At 45.6% G+C, this 20,775-nt stretch carries 24 protein-coding genes and 2 tRNA genes; 11 read left to right on the top strand and 15 right to left on the bottom strand.

Features of this window, described 5'->3' with window-relative positions; translation table 11 throughout:
* From KCO92_RS03995 to murG, 6 genes are all read left to right on the top strand, one after another.
* Positions 1-1,053: hypothetical protein (locus KCO92_RS03995; protein ID WP_210647451.1), on the top strand; the 1,053-nt coding region annotated here is incomplete at its 5' end.
* A gap of 8 nt (positions 1,054-1,061) precedes the next feature.
* A complete protein-coding gene (locus KCO92_RS04000; protein ID WP_104696103.1) occupies positions 1,062-2,840 on the top strand; it encodes an AAA family ATPase in 1,779 nt (592 codons plus the stop codon).
* A gap of 3 nt (positions 2,841-2,843) precedes the next feature.
* Positions 2,844-4,346, top strand: a complete 1,503-nt coding sequence (locus KCO92_RS04005; protein ID WP_104696102.1) for a hypothetical protein — start codon at positions 2,844-2,846, stop codon at positions 4,344-4,346.
* A 94-nt stretch (positions 4,347-4,440) separates the two neighbouring features.
* A tRNA-Ser gene (locus tag KCO92_RS04010) sits at positions 4,441-4,531 on the top strand.
* A gap of 72 nt (positions 4,532-4,603) precedes the next feature.
* Complete coding sequence (gene fliW, locus KCO92_RS04015; protein ID WP_104696101.1) at positions 4,604-5,014, top strand: flagellar assembly protein FliW; 411 nt, start codon at positions 4,604-4,606, stop codon at positions 5,012-5,014.
* Positions 5,015-5,017: 3 nt separating this feature from the next.
* On the top strand, positions 5,018-6,091 hold the full coding sequence (gene murG, locus KCO92_RS04020) for an undecaprenyldiphospho-muramoylpentapeptide beta-N-acetylglucosaminyltransferase (protein ID WP_104696100.1): 1,074 nt from the start codon (positions 5,018-5,020) through the stop codon (positions 6,089-6,091).
* Here the strand turns inward: murG and KCO92_RS04025 are convergent.
* The 3 genes from KCO92_RS04025 to KCO92_RS04035 form a co-directional block, all read right to left on the bottom strand.
* Entirely contained in the window at positions 6,082-6,354 is a 273-nt protein-coding gene (locus KCO92_RS04025) for a competence protein ComB (RefSeq protein WP_104696099.1), read from the bottom strand. The two genes, murG and KCO92_RS04025, sit on opposite strands and share 10 nt — an antisense overlap.
* Complete coding sequence (locus tag KCO92_RS04030) at positions 6,354-6,623, bottom strand: TrbC/VirB2 family protein (protein WP_104696098.1); 270 nt, start codon at positions 6,621-6,623, stop codon at positions 6,354-6,356. Before KCO92_RS04030 ends, KCO92_RS04025 begins: the two co-directional genes overlap by 1 nt.
* A 124-nt stretch (positions 6,624-6,747) precedes the next feature.
* Positions 6,748-7,686 (bottom strand): LPP20 family lipoprotein, encoded by a 939-nt coding sequence (locus KCO92_RS04035; RefSeq protein WP_104696097.1) that lies wholly within the window; start codon positions 7,684-7,686, stop codon positions 6,748-6,750.
* Between the two features lie 222 nt (positions 7,687-7,908).
* On the opposite strand from KCO92_RS04035, the gene KCO92_RS04040 reads away from it, so the two are divergent.
* The 5 genes from KCO92_RS04040 to KCO92_RS04060 all read left to right on the top strand — a co-directional run bounded on the left by KCO92_RS04040 (position 7,909) and on the right by KCO92_RS04060 (position 11,993).
* Positions 7,909-8,003: transfer RNA gene (locus KCO92_RS04040), tRNA-Sec, on the top strand.
* A 21-nt stretch (positions 8,004-8,024) separates the two neighbouring features.
* Positions 8,025-8,864: a biotin synthase gene (locus KCO92_RS04045; protein WP_104696096.1), complete on the top strand. Its 840-nt coding sequence runs from the start codon at positions 8,025-8,027 to the stop codon at positions 8,862-8,864.
* Complete coding sequence (locus tag KCO92_RS04050; RefSeq protein WP_104696095.1) at positions 8,864-9,709, top strand: YihY family inner membrane protein; 846 nt, start codon at positions 8,864-8,866, stop codon at positions 9,707-9,709. The genes KCO92_RS04045 and KCO92_RS04050 overlap by 1 nt, the downstream gene beginning before the upstream one ends.
* Before the next feature lie 59 nt (positions 9,710-9,768).
* On the top strand, positions 9,769-10,869 hold the full coding sequence (locus tag KCO92_RS04055; protein WP_104696094.1) for an NAD(P)-dependent alcohol dehydrogenase: 1,101 nt from the start codon (positions 9,769-9,771) through the stop codon (positions 10,867-10,869).
* Positions 10,869-11,993, top strand: a complete 1,125-nt coding sequence (locus KCO92_RS04060; RefSeq protein WP_104696093.1) for an NAD(P)/FAD-dependent oxidoreductase — start codon at positions 10,869-10,871, stop codon at positions 11,991-11,993. The genes KCO92_RS04055 and KCO92_RS04060 overlap by 1 nt, the downstream gene beginning before the upstream one ends.
* A 98-nt stretch (positions 11,994-12,091) precedes the next feature.
* Here the strand turns inward: KCO92_RS04060 and KCO92_RS07585 are convergent, their stop codons facing one another.
* From KCO92_RS07585 to KCO92_RS04115, 12 genes are all read right to left on the bottom strand, one after another.
* Positions 12,092-12,226, bottom strand: coding sequence for a hypothetical protein (locus KCO92_RS07585; RefSeq protein ID WP_267892225.1), 135 nt, complete (start codon positions 12,224-12,226; stop codon positions 12,092-12,094).
* A gap of 111 nt (positions 12,227-12,337) precedes the next feature.
* Positions 12,338-13,072 (bottom strand): uracil-DNA glycosylase, encoded by a 735-nt coding sequence (ung, locus tag KCO92_RS04065; RefSeq protein WP_104696092.1) that lies wholly within the window; start codon positions 13,070-13,072, stop codon positions 12,338-12,340.
* A 69-nt stretch (positions 13,073-13,141) separates the two neighbouring features.
* A complete protein-coding gene (gene dapB, locus KCO92_RS04070; RefSeq protein ID WP_104696091.1) occupies positions 13,142-13,909 on the bottom strand; it encodes a 4-hydroxy-tetrahydrodipicolinate reductase in 768 nt (255 codons plus the stop codon).
* On the bottom strand, positions 13,906-14,844 hold the full coding sequence (trxB, locus tag KCO92_RS04075) for a thioredoxin-disulfide reductase (RefSeq protein ID WP_104696090.1): 939 nt from the start codon (positions 14,842-14,844) through the stop codon (positions 13,906-13,908). Before trxB ends, dapB begins: the two co-directional genes overlap by 4 nt.
* Positions 14,841-15,158: a thioredoxin gene (trxA, locus tag KCO92_RS04080; RefSeq protein ID WP_104696089.1), complete on the bottom strand. Its 318-nt coding sequence runs from the start codon at positions 15,156-15,158 to the stop codon at positions 14,841-14,843. The genes trxB and trxA overlap by 4 nt, the downstream gene beginning before the upstream one ends.
* Before the next feature lie 65 nt (positions 15,159-15,223).
* Complete coding sequence (locus tag KCO92_RS04085) at positions 15,224-15,562, bottom strand: YraN family protein (RefSeq protein ID WP_104696088.1); 339 nt, start codon at positions 15,560-15,562, stop codon at positions 15,224-15,226.
* On the bottom strand, positions 15,549-16,751 hold the full coding sequence (locus KCO92_RS04090; protein WP_104696087.1) for a homoserine dehydrogenase: 1,203 nt from the start codon (positions 16,749-16,751) through the stop codon (positions 15,549-15,551). The genes KCO92_RS04085 and KCO92_RS04090 overlap by 14 nt, the downstream gene beginning before the upstream one ends.
* A 19-nt stretch (positions 16,752-16,770) precedes the next feature.
* The gene (locus KCO92_RS04095) at positions 16,771-17,274 is read right to left on the bottom strand and encodes an FKBP-type peptidyl-prolyl cis-trans isomerase (protein ID WP_104696086.1); all 504 of its coding nucleotides are present in this window, start codon (positions 17,272-17,274) and stop codon (positions 16,771-16,773) included.
* An 8-nt stretch (positions 17,275-17,282) separates the two neighbouring features.
* Entirely contained in the window at positions 17,283-18,257 is a 975-nt protein-coding gene (locus KCO92_RS04100) for a hypothetical protein (protein WP_104696085.1), read from the bottom strand.
* Positions 18,257-18,802, bottom strand: a complete 546-nt coding sequence (locus KCO92_RS04105; protein ID WP_104696084.1) for an OmpA family protein — start codon at positions 18,800-18,802, stop codon at positions 18,257-18,259. The genes KCO92_RS04100 and KCO92_RS04105 overlap by 1 nt, the downstream gene beginning before the upstream one ends.
* A 62-nt stretch (positions 18,803-18,864) precedes the next feature.
* Entirely contained in the window at positions 18,865-20,112 is a 1,248-nt protein-coding gene (gene tolB, locus KCO92_RS04110; RefSeq protein ID WP_104696083.1) for a Tol-Pal system protein TolB, read from the bottom strand.
* Complete coding sequence (locus tag KCO92_RS04115; protein WP_233710509.1) at positions 20,112-20,714, bottom strand: TonB C-terminal domain-containing protein; 603 nt, start codon at positions 20,712-20,714, stop codon at positions 20,112-20,114. Before KCO92_RS04115 ends, tolB begins: the two co-directional genes overlap by 1 nt.
* Positions 20,715-20,775: the final 61 nt, after the last annotated feature.

The raw sequence follows: 20,775 nt of genomic DNA on the forward strand, positions 1-20,775 counted from the left end.
AAATTTGCTTTAACTTGTGATGGGGAGAAGATCACCAGCCTAGAACAGCTCAAAGAGCATTTTAATCTCTTAGATGTGCTGGAGCATTACAAAACTAAAACCCTATGGCGTTGGCTCAGATCAAGGGGCTATCAAAATGAGTTGGCAGGCATAGAGGCAATCACAGCTACACAGGATACAGAGATTTTAAAAGCCTTGTGTGAGGTTTTTGGGATAGAGGCGGATTTGCAGATGATCCAAGGGGTGTTGGAAAATCACCAGCACATGCAAGAGAAGGAGCAATCACAAGCAGAAACTAGAGCACAAAAACAAGCCTTAGTCCCTTTAAGCGCACAAAAAGCTTTAATGGCTTTGCCCGCTCTCAATGCCCGCAGCATACCCCACGCTCCAAATTTTAAAGATTATCTCAAATCCTATACTGCGCTTAAAAATAAACTCTATAACGCCCAAGATTTAGAGGAGGGCAAGAGTGCTTTAAGGGAGCTAGTCCAAGATTATGCTGAGTTGTTGGAGATGGATAAACTCAACATTGCAGCGGTATTGCATGCAGAGGCTAAATCGCGCCCAGCAAGCAAAGGTTATGATGGAAAACCCACAATCGCACCCCTTTTGTGGATGTGCTTTTTAGTGCATTTTTGGGGACTAAAGTGGGCTGACTGCGTTTGCCAAATGCATATAGATGTTAATGGGCAACATGAACTTGTGTTGCCTTATCTCAGGCGTCATAACGAAAATAGTTTTGACTACTTCACGCATTTTGCACAACCCAAAACACTAACAATTCCCGCACAAGGCAAGGTGCATGTGTTCGATAAGGTGGTTTGTGTGAGGAGACAATACACCATTAATGGCAAAGATGGGGGTTCTTTTTACGATATTAATCCTTACGACCTAGAAACCCATTTAGTCATAAAAGACAACGCCAAGCAACAAAATTTGCTTAGTTTTGGGCTTGATGGGGGCTTTTATCTACTCAAAGGTGCGGTAGAAATCCGCCATAACAACAAAACACAACAAAACACCACCCTATCCTACATAGAAATTGAGCTATAAGGACTCCCATGCCCACTAACTTACCCCACCAACTCCAACAACTCATAGACACCCATGCCCCTATTCTTTACATGTCCTGCCAAGATAAGGACGCTTTAGATAGCCTGATCGCACAAGTTAGAGGGAATAGAGAATGTTTAGAATTTGACCACGCTTTAGGCGTGCTAGACTTTGCCACCAAAGGACCCAAGGGCGAGCCCCAAGACCTAGAGAGCTTTTTAAAAGACAACTCCGATCGCCCCTTTGATGAAGAACTCTTTATCGTGCTCAAAGACATCGACCAACAGCTAGAACAAGAACCCAAAGTGGTCGCCCTCTTGCAACGCATGGCACGCTATATCTTAAGCAAAGAGGATTACAGCGCAACCATCTTTATTTTTTCTAGCCATTTAGGCACGCCTACCATTCCCAAAGAACTCGAGATTTACACCCGCATTTTTGATATCCCCTTCCCGGATAAAGCGCAAATTTTAAAGATTATCAACCACTTTGTGCAGGCAAATCACCTAGACCTAGAACCCCAAGTGGCTAATGAGCTTGCCCTAGATTGTAAGGGCTTAAGGGGCGTGCAGATCGAGCAGATTTTGCGCTTGGCTCTCTATGAGCAGGGGTGCATTGATGCTCAAAGTCGGGATTTTGTGATCAAGGAAAAAGAACAGCGCATTAAAAAGACCAATCTTTTAGAAATGGTGCGCCCCAAAGAGGGCGAGGACTTAGCACACATGGGAGGGCTAGAAAGACTTAAAATTTGGCTAAGGCAACAAGCTAAGATCATCGCCCATTTAGATTTAGCCATGCAAAAGGGCGTGGATATGCCTAAGGGCGTGCTAGTGGTGGGCGTGCCCGGCTGTGGGAAGTCTTTGAGTGCTAAGGCGTGCGCAGGGTTATTCAAACTCCCCCTAGTGCGCCTAGATGTGGGGCGTTTATTTGGGAAATTTGTCGGGCAGAGTGAAGAGAATATGCGCGCGGCTTTGCAACTAGCTGAAGCCATTAGCCCCTGTGTGCTCTGGATTGATGAGATTGAAAAGGCCTTTAGCGGGATGGGGGCTAATGAGGGCGCGCACGAAGTGAGTAGGCGTTTATTTGGGCATTTTCTCACATGGATGGAGGAGAAAAGTAGCATGGTTTTCATCGTAGCCACAGCTAATGACATCACCCGTTTTCCCCCTGAGTTTTTGAGAAAAGGGCGTTTTGATGAACTCTTTTTCGTGGATTTGCCCGGTGTAAAAGAGAGAGAACAGATTTTAACAATCCATTTGCAAAAACGCCAGCAAAATACCCAACACCTAGATTTAAACAAGTTAGCCAAAGAGTGTGAGGGCTTTAGCGGGGCAGATTTAGAAAACCTAGTCAAACTCGCCGTGCAAGAGAGCTTTATTGAAAATAAAAGCCTGAACCTTAACTTCTTGCAAAAAGCCTTAAAAGCCACCACACCCATCACCAAGACCATGCACGCCAAAATCCACGCCATTCGAATCCAAGCTAAGAAATTGTGTTTGCAAAATGCGGGCAATGCTGTAGTTGAGCAAGAGAGCGTGAGTGATAGCAAGACTTGTGATTATAGCACCACTCTAAGGGAAAAAATCCGCTTGAATGTGCGTAGAAAATTAGTGAGTGCTTTGGTGCGTTTAGATAAAAACGCGGGTGCAGAATACGATGCGAGTGAGATTTCTGACATTTCAACTATGTTGAATTTAGTGCAATCCATTGATGGTTTTTACACTTCTGGAAAAAGTAGCACGAGTTTTAAAGAACCTAAAGTCCTTGACTACGATAAAAGGGATTAAGACATGCAGTCTGATGTTCTTGTTTTAACCCCTCTGTCTAACTCCCTACCTACATTCACTCCCGAGCAAGCCCACGCTTTTAGCGCAATTCTAGGGCGTTTCCTAGAGGCACAAGAAAAGGACGGCATGGCGGGCATTGAGGCGCAATTAGCTATAGAGTTGCCCGAAAGTAATGCCAAGGCAATTAGAGAGGAGATAGAGGCAGAAGTTAAAATTTATGAGGCAAAAAAACAATCCCTAGAAAAAGCCCTAGAAAATGGGCGCACTAAAGAGCAGTGGTTTGCCAGTGAAATCAACAAAGCCACAGCAAACATGGCAGCACAAGAGGTAGTGCCCTATCTCAATAATTTAGATCAGGCTATCAAACAAGCCAATACAGAGATGGCTAGTACTTTACTTACTAACGAGGGCGTGATTAGCCAAAACACCAATTTAGATGGCTTTATTGCCGAGCAACAGCACGCCCAGCAATTTAATTTAAACGCAGCAGCTAGGGGATCAGAATACCGCGCGGAAGTGCTTAAGCCCAGTGATGGGTATGCCAAAAATGGTGTGGATGTGGTGATCAAGGATGCAGAGGGCAAGGTAGTTAGGCGTTACCAGTCTAAATATGGTCAAGATGCAGTTAGCACCCAAAAAGCCTTTGAGCAGGGCGACTATCGCGGGCAACAAAAATTAGTCCCTAGCGAGCAAAAGGCACAGCTAGAGGCACAAGGGCTTAAAGTTACGGACAAAATAGAAGCCCCCGATGGCACGACCAGCCAGCCTTTAAGCAAGGCAGAGGCTAAAGCCTTACAAGAAAAAGCCCAAAAAGAGGGGCAAATCCCCCAAAAAGATTACAATGATTATCAAGCCAAAGATTTAGCTAGGGGTATAGGCAAAGAGGCGGGTAAGAGCGCACTCTATGGGGCAGGGTTTTCTCTAGGCATAGATGTGGTTTCGCATATTTTTTCCGGAGAAAAATTGGATCAACAAAAAGTGCAAGAAATCACCAAGCGTGCCCTTGTCAGCGGAGCAGACACGGGGGCAAAGAGCGCGCTAGCTGCCACGATCAAAGTGGCAGCAGAAAAGGGGATTTTGCCTAAAGCGTTGGGGTCTAAAAATGTCTTTGTGGCGGTGGCTAGTACTGCCATAGAAAATATCAAAGTGCTTTACCAATACGCTCAAGGCAAACTCACTGGCGAACAGACGATTGAAAAACTCAATGAAACGACTATGTCCACTATGGCTGGTGTTGTTGCGGCGACTAAGGGCGCAGAAGTGGGGGCAGCTATTGGGGCTTTTTTAGGACCAGTAGGGGCGGCTGTGGGTGGTTTTATAGGCGGAACCATTGGTTATATGGCGGGTTCAGCAGTGGGGCAGGGCATTGCCCAAGTGGCTAAATCTGTCGTCTCCACTGCAGTAAGCGCAGTTAGGTCTGTGGTGAATAGTGTTGTCAGTGTAGCTAAGTCTGTTGCTAGCGGAATTAAGTCGGTATTCAATGTAGTAGCAAGTATATTTGGGTGAAGTTTGCTAGGATCATTACCGACAAATAAAGAAAGGTTGTCCTCTTAAGATGTCTGTTAACTTTAGATCGTTATAATGCGCCTTTGTGTCTGAAGGACAGGTGGGTGAGTTGGCTGAAACCACATCCCTGCTAAGGATGCGTAGCTGCAAGGTTACCGAGGGTTCGAATCCCTCCCTGTCCGCCACCTCCTCAAATCCCCTCGAGTTTTTGGAACGGCTTTTGCTGAAGAGTTAGCATATTTGCTTAAAGGAACAGCATGCATTACCAACTCAAGGCACCTATTCTTGGATTTGAAAATATCATGGAGGTTGAGCTCACTAAGATCGACGACCTCTTCAGCAAAGTGAGTAGCTTAGATGGAACAATTAGTCTAGTCTTGGCCAACCCTTACAAACTTAGAGAGTACAGCTTTAGCATTCCCAAGTACATAGAATTACTCTTAGAGCTAGACTCTAGCTCTGAAGTGGAGGTTTATTGCGTGGTCGTCGTCCAAAAGAATTTGGAAGATTCCATGGTCAATTTCCTGGCACCCTTGATCTTCAACCCCAATAATGGTTATGCCGCTCAAATCCCCCTCTCTATTATGGATTATCCAGATTTTGGGTTCAGAGAAACGATTAAATCCTTTGTGCCTCCTGTTCAGGCAACCTTGCAGGCTAGTTATTAGGCTGTGCTCGCCATTAGCGGTGGGGGGACGGGGGGGCATTTGTGCATTGCCAAGGCTCTAGCCCAAGAGTTTAGAAGTCAAGGTCAGGAGCTCATTTATATTGGGAGCACCACAGGCCAAGATCGTGGCTGGTTTGAAAACAGCCCCCTATTTGTGGAACGCTATTTCTTGGAGAGTAGCGGGGTGGTCAATAAGGGCTTTTGGAAGAGAGTTCCGGCTCTGTGGGCACAACTTAAGGGGGCTAGGATAGCCCTAGGTTTGCTGAAAAAACACCGGGTGCGGGCTCTTATCAGTGTGGGTGGCTTTAGTGCTGGGCCGGGTAGTTTAGCTAGTATCTTTTCGGGCACTCCTCTTTATGTGCACGAGCAAAATGCGATTCAAGGCACTCTTAACAAATATGTCACCCCCTACGCCAAACGCGTTTTTGGTAGCTTTGAAAACCAGAATGCGGGGGCGAAGTTTTGTAAAACCCCCTACCCTGTGCAACAAGTCTTTTTTGAGAAAGCCCGTATTCGCAACCAAATTAACACTATTTTATTTTTGGGAGGTTCGCAGGGGGCTAGTGCCATCAACACATTTGCCCTCTCATGCGCAAAAGAACTCCTCCAGAGAGGTTTAAAAATTCTCCACCAGTGCGGCACACTTGCTTACGAGCGCGTGGCCACCCTCTATCAAGATTTGGGTATTTTAGACATGGTTGACCTATTTGCCTTTGAGCCAAATTTAGTGGAAAAAATGCAGCAGGCAGATATCTGTGTGAGTCGGGCGGGGGCTAGCAGTGTGTGGGAGCTTTGTGCTAATAATTTACCCACTATGTTTGTTCCCTATCCTTATGCCGCCAAGAATCACCAGTATTTCAATGCCTTGGAATTTGAACAAGATAGTTTAGCTAAGATTGTCCTCCAAGAGGATTTACACCCCTCTCAACTTTTTGACTTCATTGAGTGGTTGCAAACCCCTGAAACACAAGGGTTGCACATTTCTCAAGTGAGTCTAAAGCTCAGAGAAAGGATAGCTGGCAACGGCGCGCGCGCGATTGTGGATCACATCTTGGCTGACCTAAACGCTCAGGCATAAAAATTATTGCTGGGGGTCTTGATTTGCGAGCGGGCAATCAGAATGTCGGCGATGTCCTCATCAAAAAACTCTAAAATACTGAAGAGCAGTAAAAACCCAACATAGAGAAGTAAGGCGTAGAGAATACCCAACCATGGGAAGAGCACAAAGGGAATGAAGATGGATAAAATCCAAGATTTTGCATTGAGCCAAAGAAACTTGTCTTTTGTAGAAATTTCTTTGAGATTGGGCACAGACACCACCAATACGGGATAAGAGCCCATTAAAACAACTCCATAAACCACGAGGCCAGAGCAGGAGCCTTGAAAAAGAGCATGATCCCTAGCACCACCCCTAAGATTGTAAAGAAAATTTCACGCCAACGATCCAGATTGCGCCACACATAAAAGGCAATGCCGATGAAAATCAACATCAAGATACCCTTAGCAGTATTGCTTTTCAGTTGCGCTTCGATTGCGCCAAAAAAGCTCTCTGCTCCCTGGGCCAGCACCATCCCCGCGCTAAAAACCCATAGTACCCAAAAACGCACCATCTCTCACCTCCTTAAAACCCTCATTGTAGTATGTCGACTACCCACGCCCTAAGGCCCTATCTCTAACTACGGGGAGCCTGTGACCCATAACATTGCTAATAGATTTATTGGAGCGGGTAATAGACTAGAAATCTATTTTATTATTATTGACATCGGCCGTGCCCGCGCCCACACCCTGCTGGTAATTGCGTAATTGCTTAAAGGCTTGGGCTTTGATGCGCTCAATAGCGGCGCTACGATCGGGCTGATCTGCGCTCAGAGTTTTAGAGTAGACAATATTGCCCTGACAATCCTTGATATTGAGGCTGAGTCCGATGTGGAACAACCCATTAGCGGTGCTTTCATAGATTTTATTCTCAATACGGTACAAACCGGGCGCATCGGACTGCTGGATAAAGCGCGCGTACTGCCCCGTGAGGGCATCTGCAATTTCTTCATCTGAGCCAGGCGCGTAGATGAGATTTGCCTTGGGGTGAGGGCTGTTTTCCTTGATCAGCTCCTGATAGGGAGCTAAAGAGGCCACCCCGCGCCCATAAGCATTGAGGATTTCCTGCAGGGGCATGGCCTGGGAGACCGCACTCTGCAACTTCTGCATCTCCTTCAAAAATATCCCCTTACAACCCTCTTGAGGGTGCAGAGCACTAAGACTGTTATAGAGATTGCTGTAACGCTTGGCCAGCGTGTTCAAGAACATGTTCTTGTTGAGTTTGAGGCGTGTATAGCAACCATGGCGCGTGCATTCCTGCTTGTCTGTTTTAACATTGACAAACTTGATCGAATCCACAACTAGACGAATATCTTGCGAAGAGTGCTTATCTAGGGTCTTATTATTCCGCGTAGTCTGACTGGTAGTTGTAGAGGACACACTGACGACAATGCTACTAGCCAAATCGTTGAGGGCTTTTTGTTTAGCAATCTCCTTGCTCTCCCCAGAGCCATTCCCATAAAAATACGCCGAGTCACCCTTGAAATTTTCATACCAGCCAGGAGCAGAGTGAGAAGCAGCCTGGAGCATCACCGGGACTAAGACAACCAAAGAAAGTTTAAGACACCGAGCTATCATGTTTCTCCTTTTAAACACACCCCTCACAGCTCAAGCTGGGGAATTTTGGGATCACCAAAGCCCAACCACCGACAGACCCCATGGCTTTTGCTCTACGGGCTGATGCCCCAATTTCTAGGCGGGCATTATAGCATAAATTAGTGCAAGGATAGTGGTGTGTAAGCAATTCCTCAAGCAGAAATTAAACTTGTGTAGCAAGGCTTTTTGCTATACTCTCCCATGGAGAGCGAGCATGGCTGGTGCGTGCCTTGGGCTTCAAACCCAATGGGCGTTTAGGTGTCCTAAGCGCTGCAGAGTTCGATTCTTTGGCTCTCTTGCCTAATCATTGAAAGGTCTTTATGCAAGAGATTTTCCTGTGTTCCATTTCTAATGTCAGTAGCGGGGATTGCAGCGAGGATTGTGCCTACTGCACACAGAGTTCGCATCATCAGGGCAAGATTAAGCGCTACAAATATAAAAAAGTGGAGGATGTGGTTTTAGAAGCAAAACATTGGCGGAGTTTTGGGGCTTTAGGGTTTTGTTTAGTCACTTCAGGGAGGGGGTTGGATCACAAAAAATGCGACTACATTGCCAGCTTAGCACGCGCCATCAAACAAGAAGAGCCCGAGCTACACCTCATTGCATGCTGTGGTAGGGCAGATAAAGATTCTTTGACCTTTCTCAAAGAAAATGGGATTGACAGCTATAACCATAATTTGGAAACCGCACAGAGTTTTTTCCCTCAAATTTGTTCCACGCACCCATGGCAGGAGCGTTTTGAAACCTGTGAAAATGTGCTGGAAGTAGGCTTGAGCTTGTGTAGCGGAGGAATCTTTGGACTGGGTGAAACTTACCAGGAACGCATTGAAATGTTGCGTGCCTTGCAGTCCTTAACTCCAGCTACAACTCCCATTAATTTTTTCATTCCCAATCCTGCTCTACCCATTAAGCAAGATGTTCTGGATGCGCAAGAGGCCTTAGAGTGCTTGGTTTTAGCCAAAGAATTTTTACCCAAGACACGCCTGATGATTGCAGGGGGACGAGAAGTTGTGTTTAAGGATATGCAAAAGGAAATCTTTGATTGCGGTGTAGATGCGATTGTGTTGGGAGACTACTTGACCACAAAGGGGGATGCACCTGCCAAAGATTTGGACATGCTCAAAAGTTATGGATTGACGATCGCAACGACCTGCCATTAATGTGGGCCAAGTTGCGTGCGTTAATAACGCGCGCATTTGAAATAGTGGCGGGAATTTTTTACGCGTGTGAATATCTTCTGAGTCCTAAGCTCAAGAGGCACTTAGACGAGATAGCACGGATTTTCTACTACGCTTCTTCTTTGAGTTTTTACACTATTTTGTCTCTGTCTCCTATTTTGCTCTTTATGGCCCTGATTTTTGTCAGTCCTTTTTCTCAAACTTTTGAGATTGAGAGTTTTTTCTTTCCTAATAGCCCCGATTTTGTCCATGTCAGTCAGTTCTTCCTTAAGTCATTCATGCGCAATGATCGCACACTGGGGGTTGTAGAAATTGCTTTCATTGCTTTGGCATTTTTCTTGTTTTGTGAAAACTACCGCTACATCGCTTCCCAAATTCTCAAAGCTGCTCCCAGGGATTACATCAGCTTTAGGGGAAAGAAGATTTTTGTTTTCTGGGGTTTTGGGACGGGGGTGGTTTTTTTAGTCGTATTGCCAGCCGTTGTCTTTATCAATATTCAGATACAGGCATTCATTCAAAGTATGTGGGTATTGGTTCTCTTGCGCTGGTTAGGGGCATATGCTTTCTTTGTGGTTTTATTTCTATTGCCTACTAACAAGATTTTCAAACGCATGCGCCACCCCCTATTATGGAGTTTAATTACGAGTGTGTGTTGGTCTATCATGAAATGGGGGTTTGTCTATTATGTTCTCTACAACCGCACCTACCACGAACTCTATGGTTCGATTTCTATTCTTTGGTTCCTGATGTCCTATATCTACATTTCCTGGCTTCTCCTATTATTTGGTCTTTATGCCTGCGAGGTGTGCGAACAAGAAAACGCCTAATGCACATTCATTCAAGTGTACTATAATGACACCTCATCTTGATATGGAAGGAGTGTCTTATGATTAAAGGTTTTGCCATGTTGGAGATTGGCAAGGTTGGTATCATTGAAAAAGAGAGTTTAGAGTGTGTAGTGCCCGTGCGTAAAAGGCTTGAATGTGGACCACTGGACGCGTTAGTGCGTCCTCTAGCCGTTGCGCCTTGCACTTCTGATCTGCACACTTGTTATGAGGGGGGGATTGGGGAACGACATCATATGTTTTTAGGGCATGAGGGTGTGGGCGAGGTGTTGGAAGTGGGGGCTTTAGTGCAGGATTTTAAACCCGGTGATAAGGTGATCATCCCTGCAATCACGCCTAAGTGGAATACTTCGGGAGCACAGAGAGGTTATCCTCAGCATGAAGAAGGGCCCTTAACGGGTTGGAAATTTTCCAATTTTAAGGATGGTGTTTTTGCACAGCAAGTTCATATTAATGACGCAGATGGGAATTTAGGCCATTTGCCTGAAGATGTGGATTTTAGAGATGCGGTGATGCTTAGCGACATGGTTACCACAGGTTTTCACTGCGCAGAACAGGCGGATATTAAACCTGGGGATAGAGTGGCTGTCATTGGACTAGGTCCTGTAGGTTTAATGGCACTCGCAGGAGCCAATCTGATGGGTGCATCTGAAATTTATGCTGTGGATTGTGTGCCTTTTCGCTACGAAGTGGCGCATAAACATTATGGCGCAACTCATTATGTAGACTTCACTAAGGCTCCCCTGCAAGAGCAAATCATGGACTTGACCAAGGGGGTGGGTGTGGATAAGGTGCTTATTGCAGGGGGAGGGACTGATATTTTGAGCGATGCGTGTGATTGCGTGATCAACGGTGGTGTGGTGTCCAATGTCAATTATTTTGGATGTGGGGATTATTTGCGCATCTCGCGACTAGGATGGAATGTGGGAATGGGCCACAAAACAATCAAAGGAGGCCTCACTCCAGGAGGGCGTTATCGCATGGAGAAGCTTGCGCGCTTGTTGCAAACCAAAAAGCTCGATGTGAAGCCCATCATTACACACAGATTAGAGGGAGGGTTTGAGGAAATTGCCCAAGCCCTCGCGTGGATGAAAGACAAACCAGAGAATTTCATTAAACCTGTCGTTACAATTCAGTGGTGATGAAGATTATTGTGTTGGGAGCGGGCTATGGCTCGCTTGCTTTTTTGAAATCGTTGAGTGCGCAAGTGCGCAGGTCATGCCAGATTTGTTTAATCTCAGATTCACCTTTACATTACTTTAGCGTGCTCTTACATGAAGTGCTGGCAGGTGTCGATGGACATTACACTTTAGAATTGAATCAAATTTTACCTTCAGAGATAGAATTGGTGCAAGATCGTGTGGTGGAAATTCAAGAAGGGCATGTCGTTGGAGAGCTGGGGACCTACGCTTATAACTATCTTATAGTGGGCTTAGGTTTTGCACGCGAGAGCTTTGGGGTACTCGGCGTTGAAGAATACACGCATGGTTTAACTAATTACGCGGGTGCGCAGGCCTCACACCAAGCTCTTTTACATGCTATCAAGGTTTTTGATCAAGCGCGCCCTTTCAATGTGGTGGTATGTGGGGGGGGGTTGAGTGGAGTGGAGCTTGTGGGAGCACTGAGCGATACACTACCTCGCCTATGTGCCCCCAAGACATACCAGCTTACCTGCGTTGAGGCGATGCCGAGCATTTTACCGATGTTTACCCCTAAATTAGTGCAAAGAGGGATCGCCTATCTGCAAAAAAAAGGAATCAAATTAGAACTAGGAGCCAAGATCCTAGAGTGCCAAAGTGGGAAGGTGCTTGTAGAGCAAGGCCAGGAACGTAGGGAGATTCTAGCAGACTTTCTGGTATGGACTTGCGGCGTGCGCGGAAATGCAGTGATTCAGAAATCTAGCTTATTCAAGAGTCTACACAGCAGGGTAGAAGTGAATGGTTTTTTAGAACCTATGGATTTATCAGAGGAAGGGGTTTTTGTGCTGGGTGATTGCGCTCTATTGAAATCACCTGAGGGTAAATTTTACCCACCTAGCGCGCAGTTGGCGAGCCAAATGGGGACTTATTTAGGCACACATTTCGCACAGATTTTAGAGCATAAGAGACCTACAACCCCTTTTGTATTTACATCTAAGGGCCTTGTCTGTTCTCTAGGAGCACACTACGCCATCGGACATGTGGGTGGTTTTAATATCTCTGGCAAATGGTGTATTTGGGTCAAAAAATATATTGAATGGTGTTGGAAGAGAAACATAGTAACCTAGTAGCCATCTAAAAGGTACTAGTCGTTCAATGTAGTCATTTACCAAAGTAAACGGAAGGCATGCTATATTCCTCACATGGAAATTGAAGGTTTCCAAATTTACGAAAGGAGCAGACTATGAGCAACAATAGCAACAGCAATAACAGCAGGAACAGCAACAATAGCAATAACAGCAACAACAGCAACCGCAATAACAACAACAGCAACAATAGCAATAACAACAGCAACAACCAAGACTAGTTGTGCCTGCGCCCGGTCCCCGTCGCTGTGGGGGCCGGGTTTCTCTGCCTCCCCGTCTCTTTTCTATCAGATTTCTCCAAAAGCCCGCATTCTAGCGTAATTTCTCTACGATGTCAAGCCCCATTGCATGCTAATCCCCTTTTCTTGCAAAAATGCATGTGCCTTCGAAAAGACCTCGCTTCCTAGAAAAAATGGAGGTCTATGTTGTGCGAGGGGGCTTGGATGTGGAGCAGACAAGATCAGGTGCTGGGGGTTATGGACCAAAAATTTGCGCTTTTCCTGAGCTACTTTACCCAGAAAAATAAACACTAACGGACGCTCCAACTTGGAAAGTTGATTCAAAATTTGATCTGTAAAACCTTCCCAACCTAGATGCGCATGCGACTTGGCTTGGTTTTGTTCCACACTCAAAATCGCATTCAAGAGTAAGACACCCTGTTCTGCCCATGCTTGCAAATTCCCATGAGCTGGCTTTGGGATATCTAAACTTTGATGCAATTCCTGGTAAATATTTTGCAAGCTCTTAGGAATAGGGGCATGGCTAGGAACACTAAAACTCAATCCCATAGCCAATGGATATTCTTGTTTCTGGTATTCAAAAGTGCCATGGTAGGGGTCTTGGCCAAGTAACACAGTATGCAGAGATTCCAAGGGCGTGACTTCAAAGGCCTTAAAGAGTGCATTAGGTAAAGGGAATACACGCTTACGGCGTTTCTGAGCGTCTGTAATAGCCTGCATGTAGTTACGATTAAGGGCAGAAAATGAGACACCCCGCGTAAGAGGTTGGAGCAAAGAATTCCACGCGCTGGTTTCAAGACGCGCTAGGGCGTGGAATAACACGCTGATCCCTCAATACCTCTGCATGACAACACAGCTAGTAGAGTTGCACAATGTCCAGTGCCTATGCGATCACTTGTAGAGATGTTCGATTCCATAGAAACCTGGGGATTGCGCAGCAAGCCACTTGGCTGCCTCTAAGGCACCTTTGGCAAAAATACTGCGCTCTGTAACAACATGTCTTAGCTCCACATACTCTCCATCTAAGTAAAACCCTACTTCATGTTTACCCACTACATCTCCTCCCCGCACACTTGCAAAACCAATCTCGTGCTCTTGACGTTGAGCATCTCTACGCATTGCACATGCTTTCGCAAAATCCCATCCCCTTGCCTGCGCACACGCTTCACCTAAACGCAACGCACTTCCACTCGGGGCATCTTTTTTGTAACGATGGTGTGCTTCTACAATCTCAATATCTGCATGTTTTAAGGCTTGTGCTGTCAAAGAGGCTAATTTGTAAAGCGTAGCCATGCCTAGGGACATGTTAGAGGCATATAAAACAGGCACCTGCTTACCCAGATTGCGCAAATCTTGGCAAACCTGCACACTCAAACCTGTTGTTCCAGAAACCAAGGGTAAGGGATGTTTAGACAAAGCCTCTAAAAGAATAGGGAGGGCTTGTGGAAGAGAAAAATCGATCACTAGGGAGCAATGGGCTAAAAACTGCTCTAAGTCATTGGTTACAAAGGCACTCTCAGGGAGGATTTGAACCAACGCAGGGCTAAGACCCTTGCGCACAAAAACGCTAGAGAGGCATAAGTTAGGGTATTTCTTGCTCTCTTGCACAAGCAGGCGTCCCATTCTGCCTGCTCCAAAGATTCCGATGCGACAATTCAAGGATGTGCATCCAGATAAGCGATCGCAGAGAGCGCAGCTGCCGCACCATCTCCAGCCGCACACACCACCTGTTTGGGTGCTTGAGTGCGCACATCTCCAGCGGCAAATAGACCCTCCAAATTCGTTTTCATAGACAAGTCCACAAGCACATAGCCGTAGTCATCACAGGCACAGAGCATGCTCCCATCCTCTTGTTTGAGGATTTCATTGTTGACTTCATAGCCTACAAAAATAAAAATGCCGGACACATGAAGCTCCTGTAGCTCTCCGTTCTGTGTATTTTTGAGCAAGAGGGAATTGACACCACTAGCATCGCCTCGGATTTCTTCAACCACAGTCGGAGTTAAAAACACGATCTTAGGGTTATTTCTAGCATGCTCAATGGTGATGGGCGCGGCTCTAAAATGCTCGCGCCGATGGATCAAATGCACCTTGCTGCACATTTTCGTGAGGTAAATCGCCTCCTCCAGGGCAGTATCCCCTCCTCCCAAAACGGCTACCTCCTTATTTTTGTAAAAAAAACCATCGCAAGTGGCGCAGGTGCTAACCCCTCTGCCCCAAAACTCTGCCTCACCCTTGATGCCTGTACGTTTAGGGCGGCCTCCTGTGCCCAAAATTACACTTCTAGCTTCCACGCACTTCCCATCTTCCAAGTGCAGGACATAATGCTCCTCTTGTCGACTGAGGCGCACCACAGAAATCATCTCGTGTTTCAGACCAAAACGAAAACATTGCTCCTGCCAGGGCTGCATGAAATCTATACCACTTAAGATTTCTTTCACGCCTGGATAATTTTCAATCTCACTGCTCTGCGTGATCTGTCCTCCAGGCATCCCTTTTTCAAAGAGCACCACATCTTTCAAGCCCCCTCTAGTAGCATAAAGACCCGCACTTAGACCCGCAGGCCCACCTCCAATAATCGCTAAATCGATCATAGTAATTTGTCAATATGGTCTTTGAGAGCTTGCTTGGAAAGCGCGCCCACAGTCTGGTTTTGCACCGCACCATCTTTCATGTAAAGTACAGTGGGGATACTTCTCACCCCAAACTTCGCAGAAAGCTCCTCCTGTTCGTCCGTGTTGACCTTACAGACTTTAACTTTACCCTTGTATTCGCTGGCGAGCTCATCAATCACTGGGGAGAGCATTTTACAAGGCCCGCACCAGGGGGCCCAAAAATCTACCACAACTACACCACTACCTGTGACACTCTCAAAATTTTCACTGGTTAGTTCAATATAATCCGCCATAATTACTCCTTAAAATTAATGAGACCGCGTATTCTATAACACCAAAGATAAAGTCCACCTTTACTCTACAGACCAATGTTTTCCAGCCATTCGATTGTGTAGTTTTGTAAAGTGCCCTGAATTAATACCGCATCGACACAATAAGGCATCGAATTAGTATAAGTTTGCAGATAGACTTGAATTGTTTTAGTGATGCGCTCCAATTTTGTAGGCGTGAGTGCGTGGATAGGGGCACCACGCTGGCAACTCTTAACTTCCACAAAGTGCAACACCCCTTCTTTAAGTGCGATAATATCAATTTCACCAAAACGGCATGCAAAATTGCGTGCTACAATTGTGTAGCCATGATCACGTAGATAAGCACAGGCTAGGTTTTCTGCTTGTAGGCCTTTATGGCGACTCATAAATGGCCAAAGCGCATGGTTTTTGTTGGCGCTCTTGGAAACTAAATAGCGCTTCTTGAATCGCAAGCTGTGTGGTAGGCTTGGTAATACAGAAGACTCTGTGATGCTCTACTTGGCAACTGGATAGTTGGATTGCATGGGCCTTGAGCGTGGTGATAATTTGGTCTAAATCCAAAGATTCTAGGCGCAAATAATAGGCTTGAGAAACCTCTAAATTTGTGTACATAAGGGTCCTTAAAGGAGGTGCAGGATTAGGATTTCTAGCCACAGTCATTAGGTCGCTCACCACTGCACTAGCACTTGCCAAGCCCCCTGCACCCGCACCATAAAAGAAAGTTTCGCCCACACAATCTCCCCCCACAACCACTCCATTCATCACTCCATCCACCTGGGCTAAAAAATGGGCTTGAGGGATGAGAGTGGGGCGCACGGCTAGCATTAATCGTTGATCACAACACCGTGCGGTGGCTAAGAGTTTGAGGCGGTATCCTAGGCGTTTTGCATATTGAATATCTATGAATTCAATATGTTCAATCCCTTCCACATGGCTGAGATTAGGTTGGGTATGGAATGCTAGAGTAGCTAGAATTAAGAGTTTATGCGCACTGTCTTCTCCGCTGATGTCCAAGCTGGGATCGGCTTCTGCATAGCCCAGTGCTTGGGCTTGTTGCAGGGCTTCTTTAAAGGGAGCGCCCAGCTCCATTTGATTTAAAATAAAATTACTTGTCCCATTCAAAATCCCCGCAAGATAAAGAATTTGATTAGCCCCCAACCCATCTTTAAGCGCCCTGATAATGGGAAGTCCACCCCCCACACTGGCTTCAAAACCAATGGCCCTCTTAGTCAAACATTGTAGGGTGTGGTAGTGTTGTGCGAGCATTGCTTTATTGGCTGTGACAAAGGCCTTATTGTTTTTAAGGGCCTGTTGCGCGATGCTAAAGGCTTCCTGCACTCCCCCCATTAATTCTACAACAATATCAATGCTTGCGTCCTCTAAGACATCCTCTACACGATCGCTAAGAGGAAAATTGAGCACGCGCTTTTTAGAAAGATCGCGTACTACTCCCTTGCGCACTTGTAAGGTGCAGCCACAGCGTTGTGTAATCCACGCGCGGTTGCGCTCTAAAATGTTGACCACCTCCATGCCCACACAGCCCAGCCCGATGATTCCAAGATTTAAAATGTGCATACAATCCTAGTAATCTTGCTTAGTGTTTACAGCCACATCCGCCCCCACAACACTGCTTAGAAGCATGGTGCACATTGGCAATCTCTTGCTCTAAAGCTTCTCTGAAACCTAGAAGTTTAATATGAAAGGTGAGGGTTTTGCCTGCCAATGGGTGATTGTAGTCTAGCATAACCATCTCGCTCCCAAAATCTTTAACGCTAACTTGCACGCTTTCCTGATTTTCCCCCTGTCCGAACAAAGTCATTCCTCTTTTTAACTCGATTCCTTCAAATTGACTTTTAGGTACCTCTTGTAAATAATCCGTGCGGTACTCTCCGTACGCTTCTTGAGGAGGAATGTCCACCACGAGCACTTCCCCAATAGTCGCTTTTTCAAGTGCTTTTTCCACACCTACGATCACCTGCCCTGCACCCACTACAAATTCTAAAGGCTTCTTTCCGATATTGGAGTCAATGACCTCTCGAGTCTGGGGGTCAATAACTTGATATTCAATGATGGCGACTTGTTTAGTCTGTGTTGTCATAGTTACCCTTATTGGTTGAGTTTGGAATTTTTATCTAAGGCTATCGAGGCCTTTTTGCCCTGTTCACTCTCTGGATAAAGATTGCTCAGCGAACGCAGAAACTTACGGTGATTTTTTTGATCACCCAGGAACTTAAAGGCCCACGCTGTGTGCCACAGCAAAATGGGCATATATTCTGTTTTATCCTTAATGAGCGCACTTTTCTTGTAAAGGGCAATGGCGTCCTTATACTTCTTTTGCATGTAAGCAGCTTCGCCTGCCATGTAATAGTGATATGCAGATTTATAATCTATTTCCCCCAACCACGCAAAACGGGCTTGGGCTTGATCAAAACGCTTTTGACGATAGAGGTTTAAGGCTTCCTGGGCAATTTGTTGGCGTTTAGCGGGGTCTTTTTCAAAAGTTACTTCATCCTGCTCAGGAGCGGGTGTTGTCTTTTTTTGCATCGCATTCGCTTGAAGTTGGGCGAGCTCTTTAAGTTTTTTGGCATTCAGATTTGCCTGCTCCTGGATAGATGTCTGGATGGATTTTAATTTAGTTGCAAAATCCGTATTCATCCGAGTGAGCAGACTATTCATTTCATTAAGTCTTTGATCCAGTTGACTGAGTGAGTTCTTATTAGCTTCCACTTGAGATTTTAGAGTCTCTACTGAGCTTGCCTGTTCCTTGAGCACATTTTCCTGCATGCTCTGAGTTGCTTTGAGTGTTTTTAAGGTGTCGTTATAAGTATTCAAAGTGTCAGTGACTTCTTTAAGTTTAGAACCCTGACCCTCAACAAGACTCCTGAGACCATCTTGACTCTGCAAAAGAGAGTCTGCCTGGCTCTTCAAGGCTGTGATAATGCCCTCCAAATTCTTATTACTAGATTTAAGCGCGCCCAGTTCCTGCTTGGTCGCTCCACTCTGCAAGTCAAAGGCAGAAGGCTCGCCACCACTGAGGCTTAGGGCCCCTCCTGCGACCAATAGCCAATAACGCACACACATCAATCGACGACTTTAATATCTACCCTTCTATTTTTTCGATAGCACTCTTTGGTTTTTTCTTGACAAATTGGTTTGGTTTCTCCAAAACTCACGACCTGAATCTCAGACTCGTCAATACCCTTGAGAACCAGGGCTTGCTTAACACTTAAGGCTCGCTTGTTGCCTAAAGCAAAGTTATATTCACCTGTGCCAAATTCATCTGTATTGCCCTCCAAGAGCACCTTCATTTTGTATTCCTGGATTTTCTCTGCCCCCTGATCAAGGGCATCTTGCATATCCGCACGGATGTCATACTTATCAAAATCAAAATAAACCTGACTCACGACCGTTCCACTTTCTACATGAGGGCTAGGCTCTGGAGCTGGCGTGCTTTCCTGATGTGCTTCTTCAGGCTGAACGGTCTGGTTTTGAACGGGCTGCTCACTTGGAGGTTGTATGCTCTGAGCTTGTGGAGGTTGGGGTGTTGGCCCCGCTTGCCCTTTACCACCACAACCCACAATCACTAACAAGGTGGCCAAGGCCCCAGCCACTGCCCATTTATTCATAACTCTCCTTTGAGCTCAATTTTGCAAAACAATTCCTCCATTATAGCTTTTTCTCTCTTAAACTACCAATCAAAGGACTGGATCTGCACATCCTCTAAAGGAAAGAGGTAGCTTTGATTGTAGTCTAGCAAGATAACGCCCAGGGCACTTTGCTGGGCCGCTTTTTTTAAGAACATGATGGCTTGTCCATCTCGAGAAAAGCGTGGCATTTGATTCACTCCACCTGCCGTCAAACGGCGCACATAATCACTTTTCAGTGTGATGAGATGGAGATTAAAATTGCTTTGCCCACTCGCATCGCGATCCTCACGATTCACATAGACAATATTATCACCTGAAGTGGCGACTGAATCGTTATTCTTGGAATAGAAAATGACCTGTTCTATGGGGGCATCAGCTTTGAGTTTCTTGAGATAAACATTAGGATAGCCTGCTCGATCTGAAACAAACACCATGGCCTTTTCGTGGTCGACGAAATTCCCTAGCACATCAATGCCTTGATAATTTGTCAGGCGCGTTCGAGTTTTTTTCAGTGTATCGTAGAGAAAAATATCGCTTTGACCTTCTGGGGCTAGGGTTAAGAGTAATTTTTCCCCATTCTGACTTACACTAGAGACAGCGGCCATACCACCGCTTTGGGCGATCACTTCACTGGAGCCATTGCGCAAATTGTATTTAATGATCGTAGGTTGGCGCAAATACTGCGTATAATAGATGGCACTCTGCTCCGCATCAGCCCATTTAGGGAAAACATTGAGCATTCCGTTGTTAATGATATCTTGTTGGTAGGTTAAACTATAGTCTGCAACTACAATACTAGTAACTCCAGGTTTTAGATACTTTGCAAAAACCACAAAGCGATCCATCCACGCAATAGAAGGGGCTTTGAGCGCATCGTTAATGTCAATTGCGACGCGGTGTGCGATAAAAGGATAAAGTTCCTTCTTTGTAAAAGTGTAATCCTTGACCCCCAGCACATTCTGATGGGTAATGTCGTAGAGACGCACGCTAATCTGATCTGGTTTGTCGACGCGTAGGCTGACCAGCAAGGCGATTCCTTGGTTTGCCATCGTGGTGTAATCCACATTTTCACTCTGTGCACCCACGCCAACCACTTCCACATGGTTACTGATTCTCAGATCCGAGAGCAATAGATTGTAAATTTTTGAGAGATAAGGTTCTTGCGCATTATCAAGATAACGCACTTCCACTTTGGGCAATTTTTCAATATCTTTCACAATATCCAAAGTAGCATCCACACCCAAGAGATAGGTCTGCCAACATGCTAGCAGTATCCAGAGAATGCGCATCATTGATCCTTTGTCTTGAAATTTACCTTTAGGGTGATGGAGCCCTTGGGATAGGGGGGAAATTTTTGAGTTTGCAGAGAAGCTAAGAGGTTTTCAATTTCTCGATTATAGTCTGCAAAGGGAGAGTACTCCACAATGGCAAAACTAAATTGCCCATTAGCAGAAATGGTGATCAAAGCTCCTACCGATGCGGGTTTCTTAAAACTGAGCTTCCAATGCCCATACAAAATTTTGTAAATTTCTTGAAACCAAGCTTGATACTCCTCCTGGGATATCTTTTCCTCCTTGGGAATTTGAAAGTCAATACTTTTATGCTGCAGGGTTTGGAGCTGTTCTGTAATATTGCTAAGACTACTTTGCAAGTCCTTTAGGGCTTGTTGGTGCTGATTAGAAGAGATATTTTTGAGAAATGCCTGTGTGCGCTCCAAAGCCTGAAGATGTTCTTGATTTTGGGCCTCATTAGAAACGCTAGGCTCTTTGTCTGGGATAGAGGCAAACATGCTGCTAACACCCAAATCTTGAAAAGGATTGGAGGCTGGGGTTGGCAAAGTATCCATGATTAAGGCGATGTCCATACTCTCTTGGATATGCACCTTTTGCATTTGTTTAGTAGAGAGTAGAAGAACAAAAAGGAGAGCATAGCACAAGCAAGCCAAAGCCCCT

Source organism: Helicobacter salomonis (assembly GCF_017979425.1).
In the GTDB taxonomy this organism is placed as follows: Bacteria; Campylobacterota; Campylobacteria; order Campylobacterales; family Helicobacteraceae; genus Helicobacter; species Helicobacter salomonis.

Bases quoted from the DNA above. Each gene is read 5' to 3' on its own strand.
- KCO92_RS04090 (WP_104696087.1), bottom strand. From the start codon at position 16,751: ATGCACATTTTAAATCTTGGAATCATCGGGCTGGGCTGTGTGGGCATG.
- trxA (WP_104696089.1), bottom strand. From the start codon at position 15,158: ATGGCGGATTATATTGAACTAACCAGTGAAAATTTTGAGAGTGTCACA.
- KCO92_RS04060 (WP_104696093.1), top strand. From the start codon at position 10,869: ATGAAGATTATTGTGTTGGGAGCGGGCTATGGCTCGCTTGCTTTTTTG.
- KCO92_RS04105 (WP_104696084.1), bottom strand. From the start codon at position 18,802: ATGAATAAATGGGCAGTGGCTGGGGCCTTGGCCACCTTGTTAGTGATT.
- tolB (WP_104696083.1), bottom strand. From the start codon at position 20,112: ATGCGCATTCTCTGGATACTGCTAGCATGTTGGCAGACCTATCTCTTG.
- KCO92_RS04030 (WP_104696098.1), bottom strand. From the start codon at position 6,623: ATGGTGCGTTTTTGGGTACTATGGGTTTTTAGCGCGGGGATGGTGCTG.
- trxB (WP_104696090.1), bottom strand. From the start codon at position 14,844: ATGATCGATTTAGCGATTATTGGAGGTGGGCCTGCGGGTCTAAGTGCG.
- KCO92_RS04055 (WP_104696094.1), top strand. From the start codon at position 9,769: ATGATTAAAGGTTTTGCCATGTTGGAGATTGGCAAGGTTGGTATCATT.
- KCO92_RS04000 (WP_104696103.1), top strand. From the start codon at position 1,062: ATGCCCACTAACTTACCCCACCAACTCCAACAACTCATAGACACCCAT.
- KCO92_RS04100 (WP_104696085.1), bottom strand. From the start codon at position 18,257: ATGTGTGTGCGTTATTGGCTATTGGTCGCAGGAGGGGCCCTAAGCCTC.
- KCO92_RS04045 (WP_104696096.1), top strand. From the start codon at position 8,025: ATGCAAGAGATTTTCCTGTGTTCCATTTCTAATGTCAGTAGCGGGGAT.
- KCO92_RS04115 (WP_233710509.1), bottom strand. From the start codon at position 20,714: ATGCAAAAGGTGCATATCCAAGAGAGTATGGACATCGCCTTAATCATG.
- KCO92_RS04025 (WP_104696099.1), bottom strand. From the start codon at position 6,354: ATGGGCTCTTATCCCGTATTGGTGGTGTCTGTGCCCAATCTCAAAGAA.
- KCO92_RS04035 (WP_104696097.1), bottom strand. From the start codon at position 7,686: ATGATAGCTCGGTGTCTTAAACTTTCTTTGGTTGTCTTAGTCCCGGTG.
- KCO92_RS04005 (WP_104696102.1), top strand. From the start codon at position 2,844: ATGCAGTCTGATGTTCTTGTTTTAACCCCTCTGTCTAACTCCCTACCT.
- KCO92_RS04085 (WP_104696088.1), bottom strand. From the start codon at position 15,562: ATGAGTCGCCATAAAGGCCTACAAGCAGAAAACCTAGCCTGTGCTTAT.
- KCO92_RS04050 (WP_104696095.1), top strand. From the start codon at position 8,864: ATGTGGGCCAAGTTGCGTGCGTTAATAACGCGCGCATTTGAAATAGTG.
- KCO92_RS04095 (WP_104696086.1), bottom strand. From the start codon at position 17,274: ATGACAACACAGACTAAACAAGTCGCCATCATTGAATATCAAGTTATT.
- fliW (WP_104696101.1), top strand. From the start codon at position 4,604: ATGCATTACCAACTCAAGGCACCTATTCTTGGATTTGAAAATATCATG.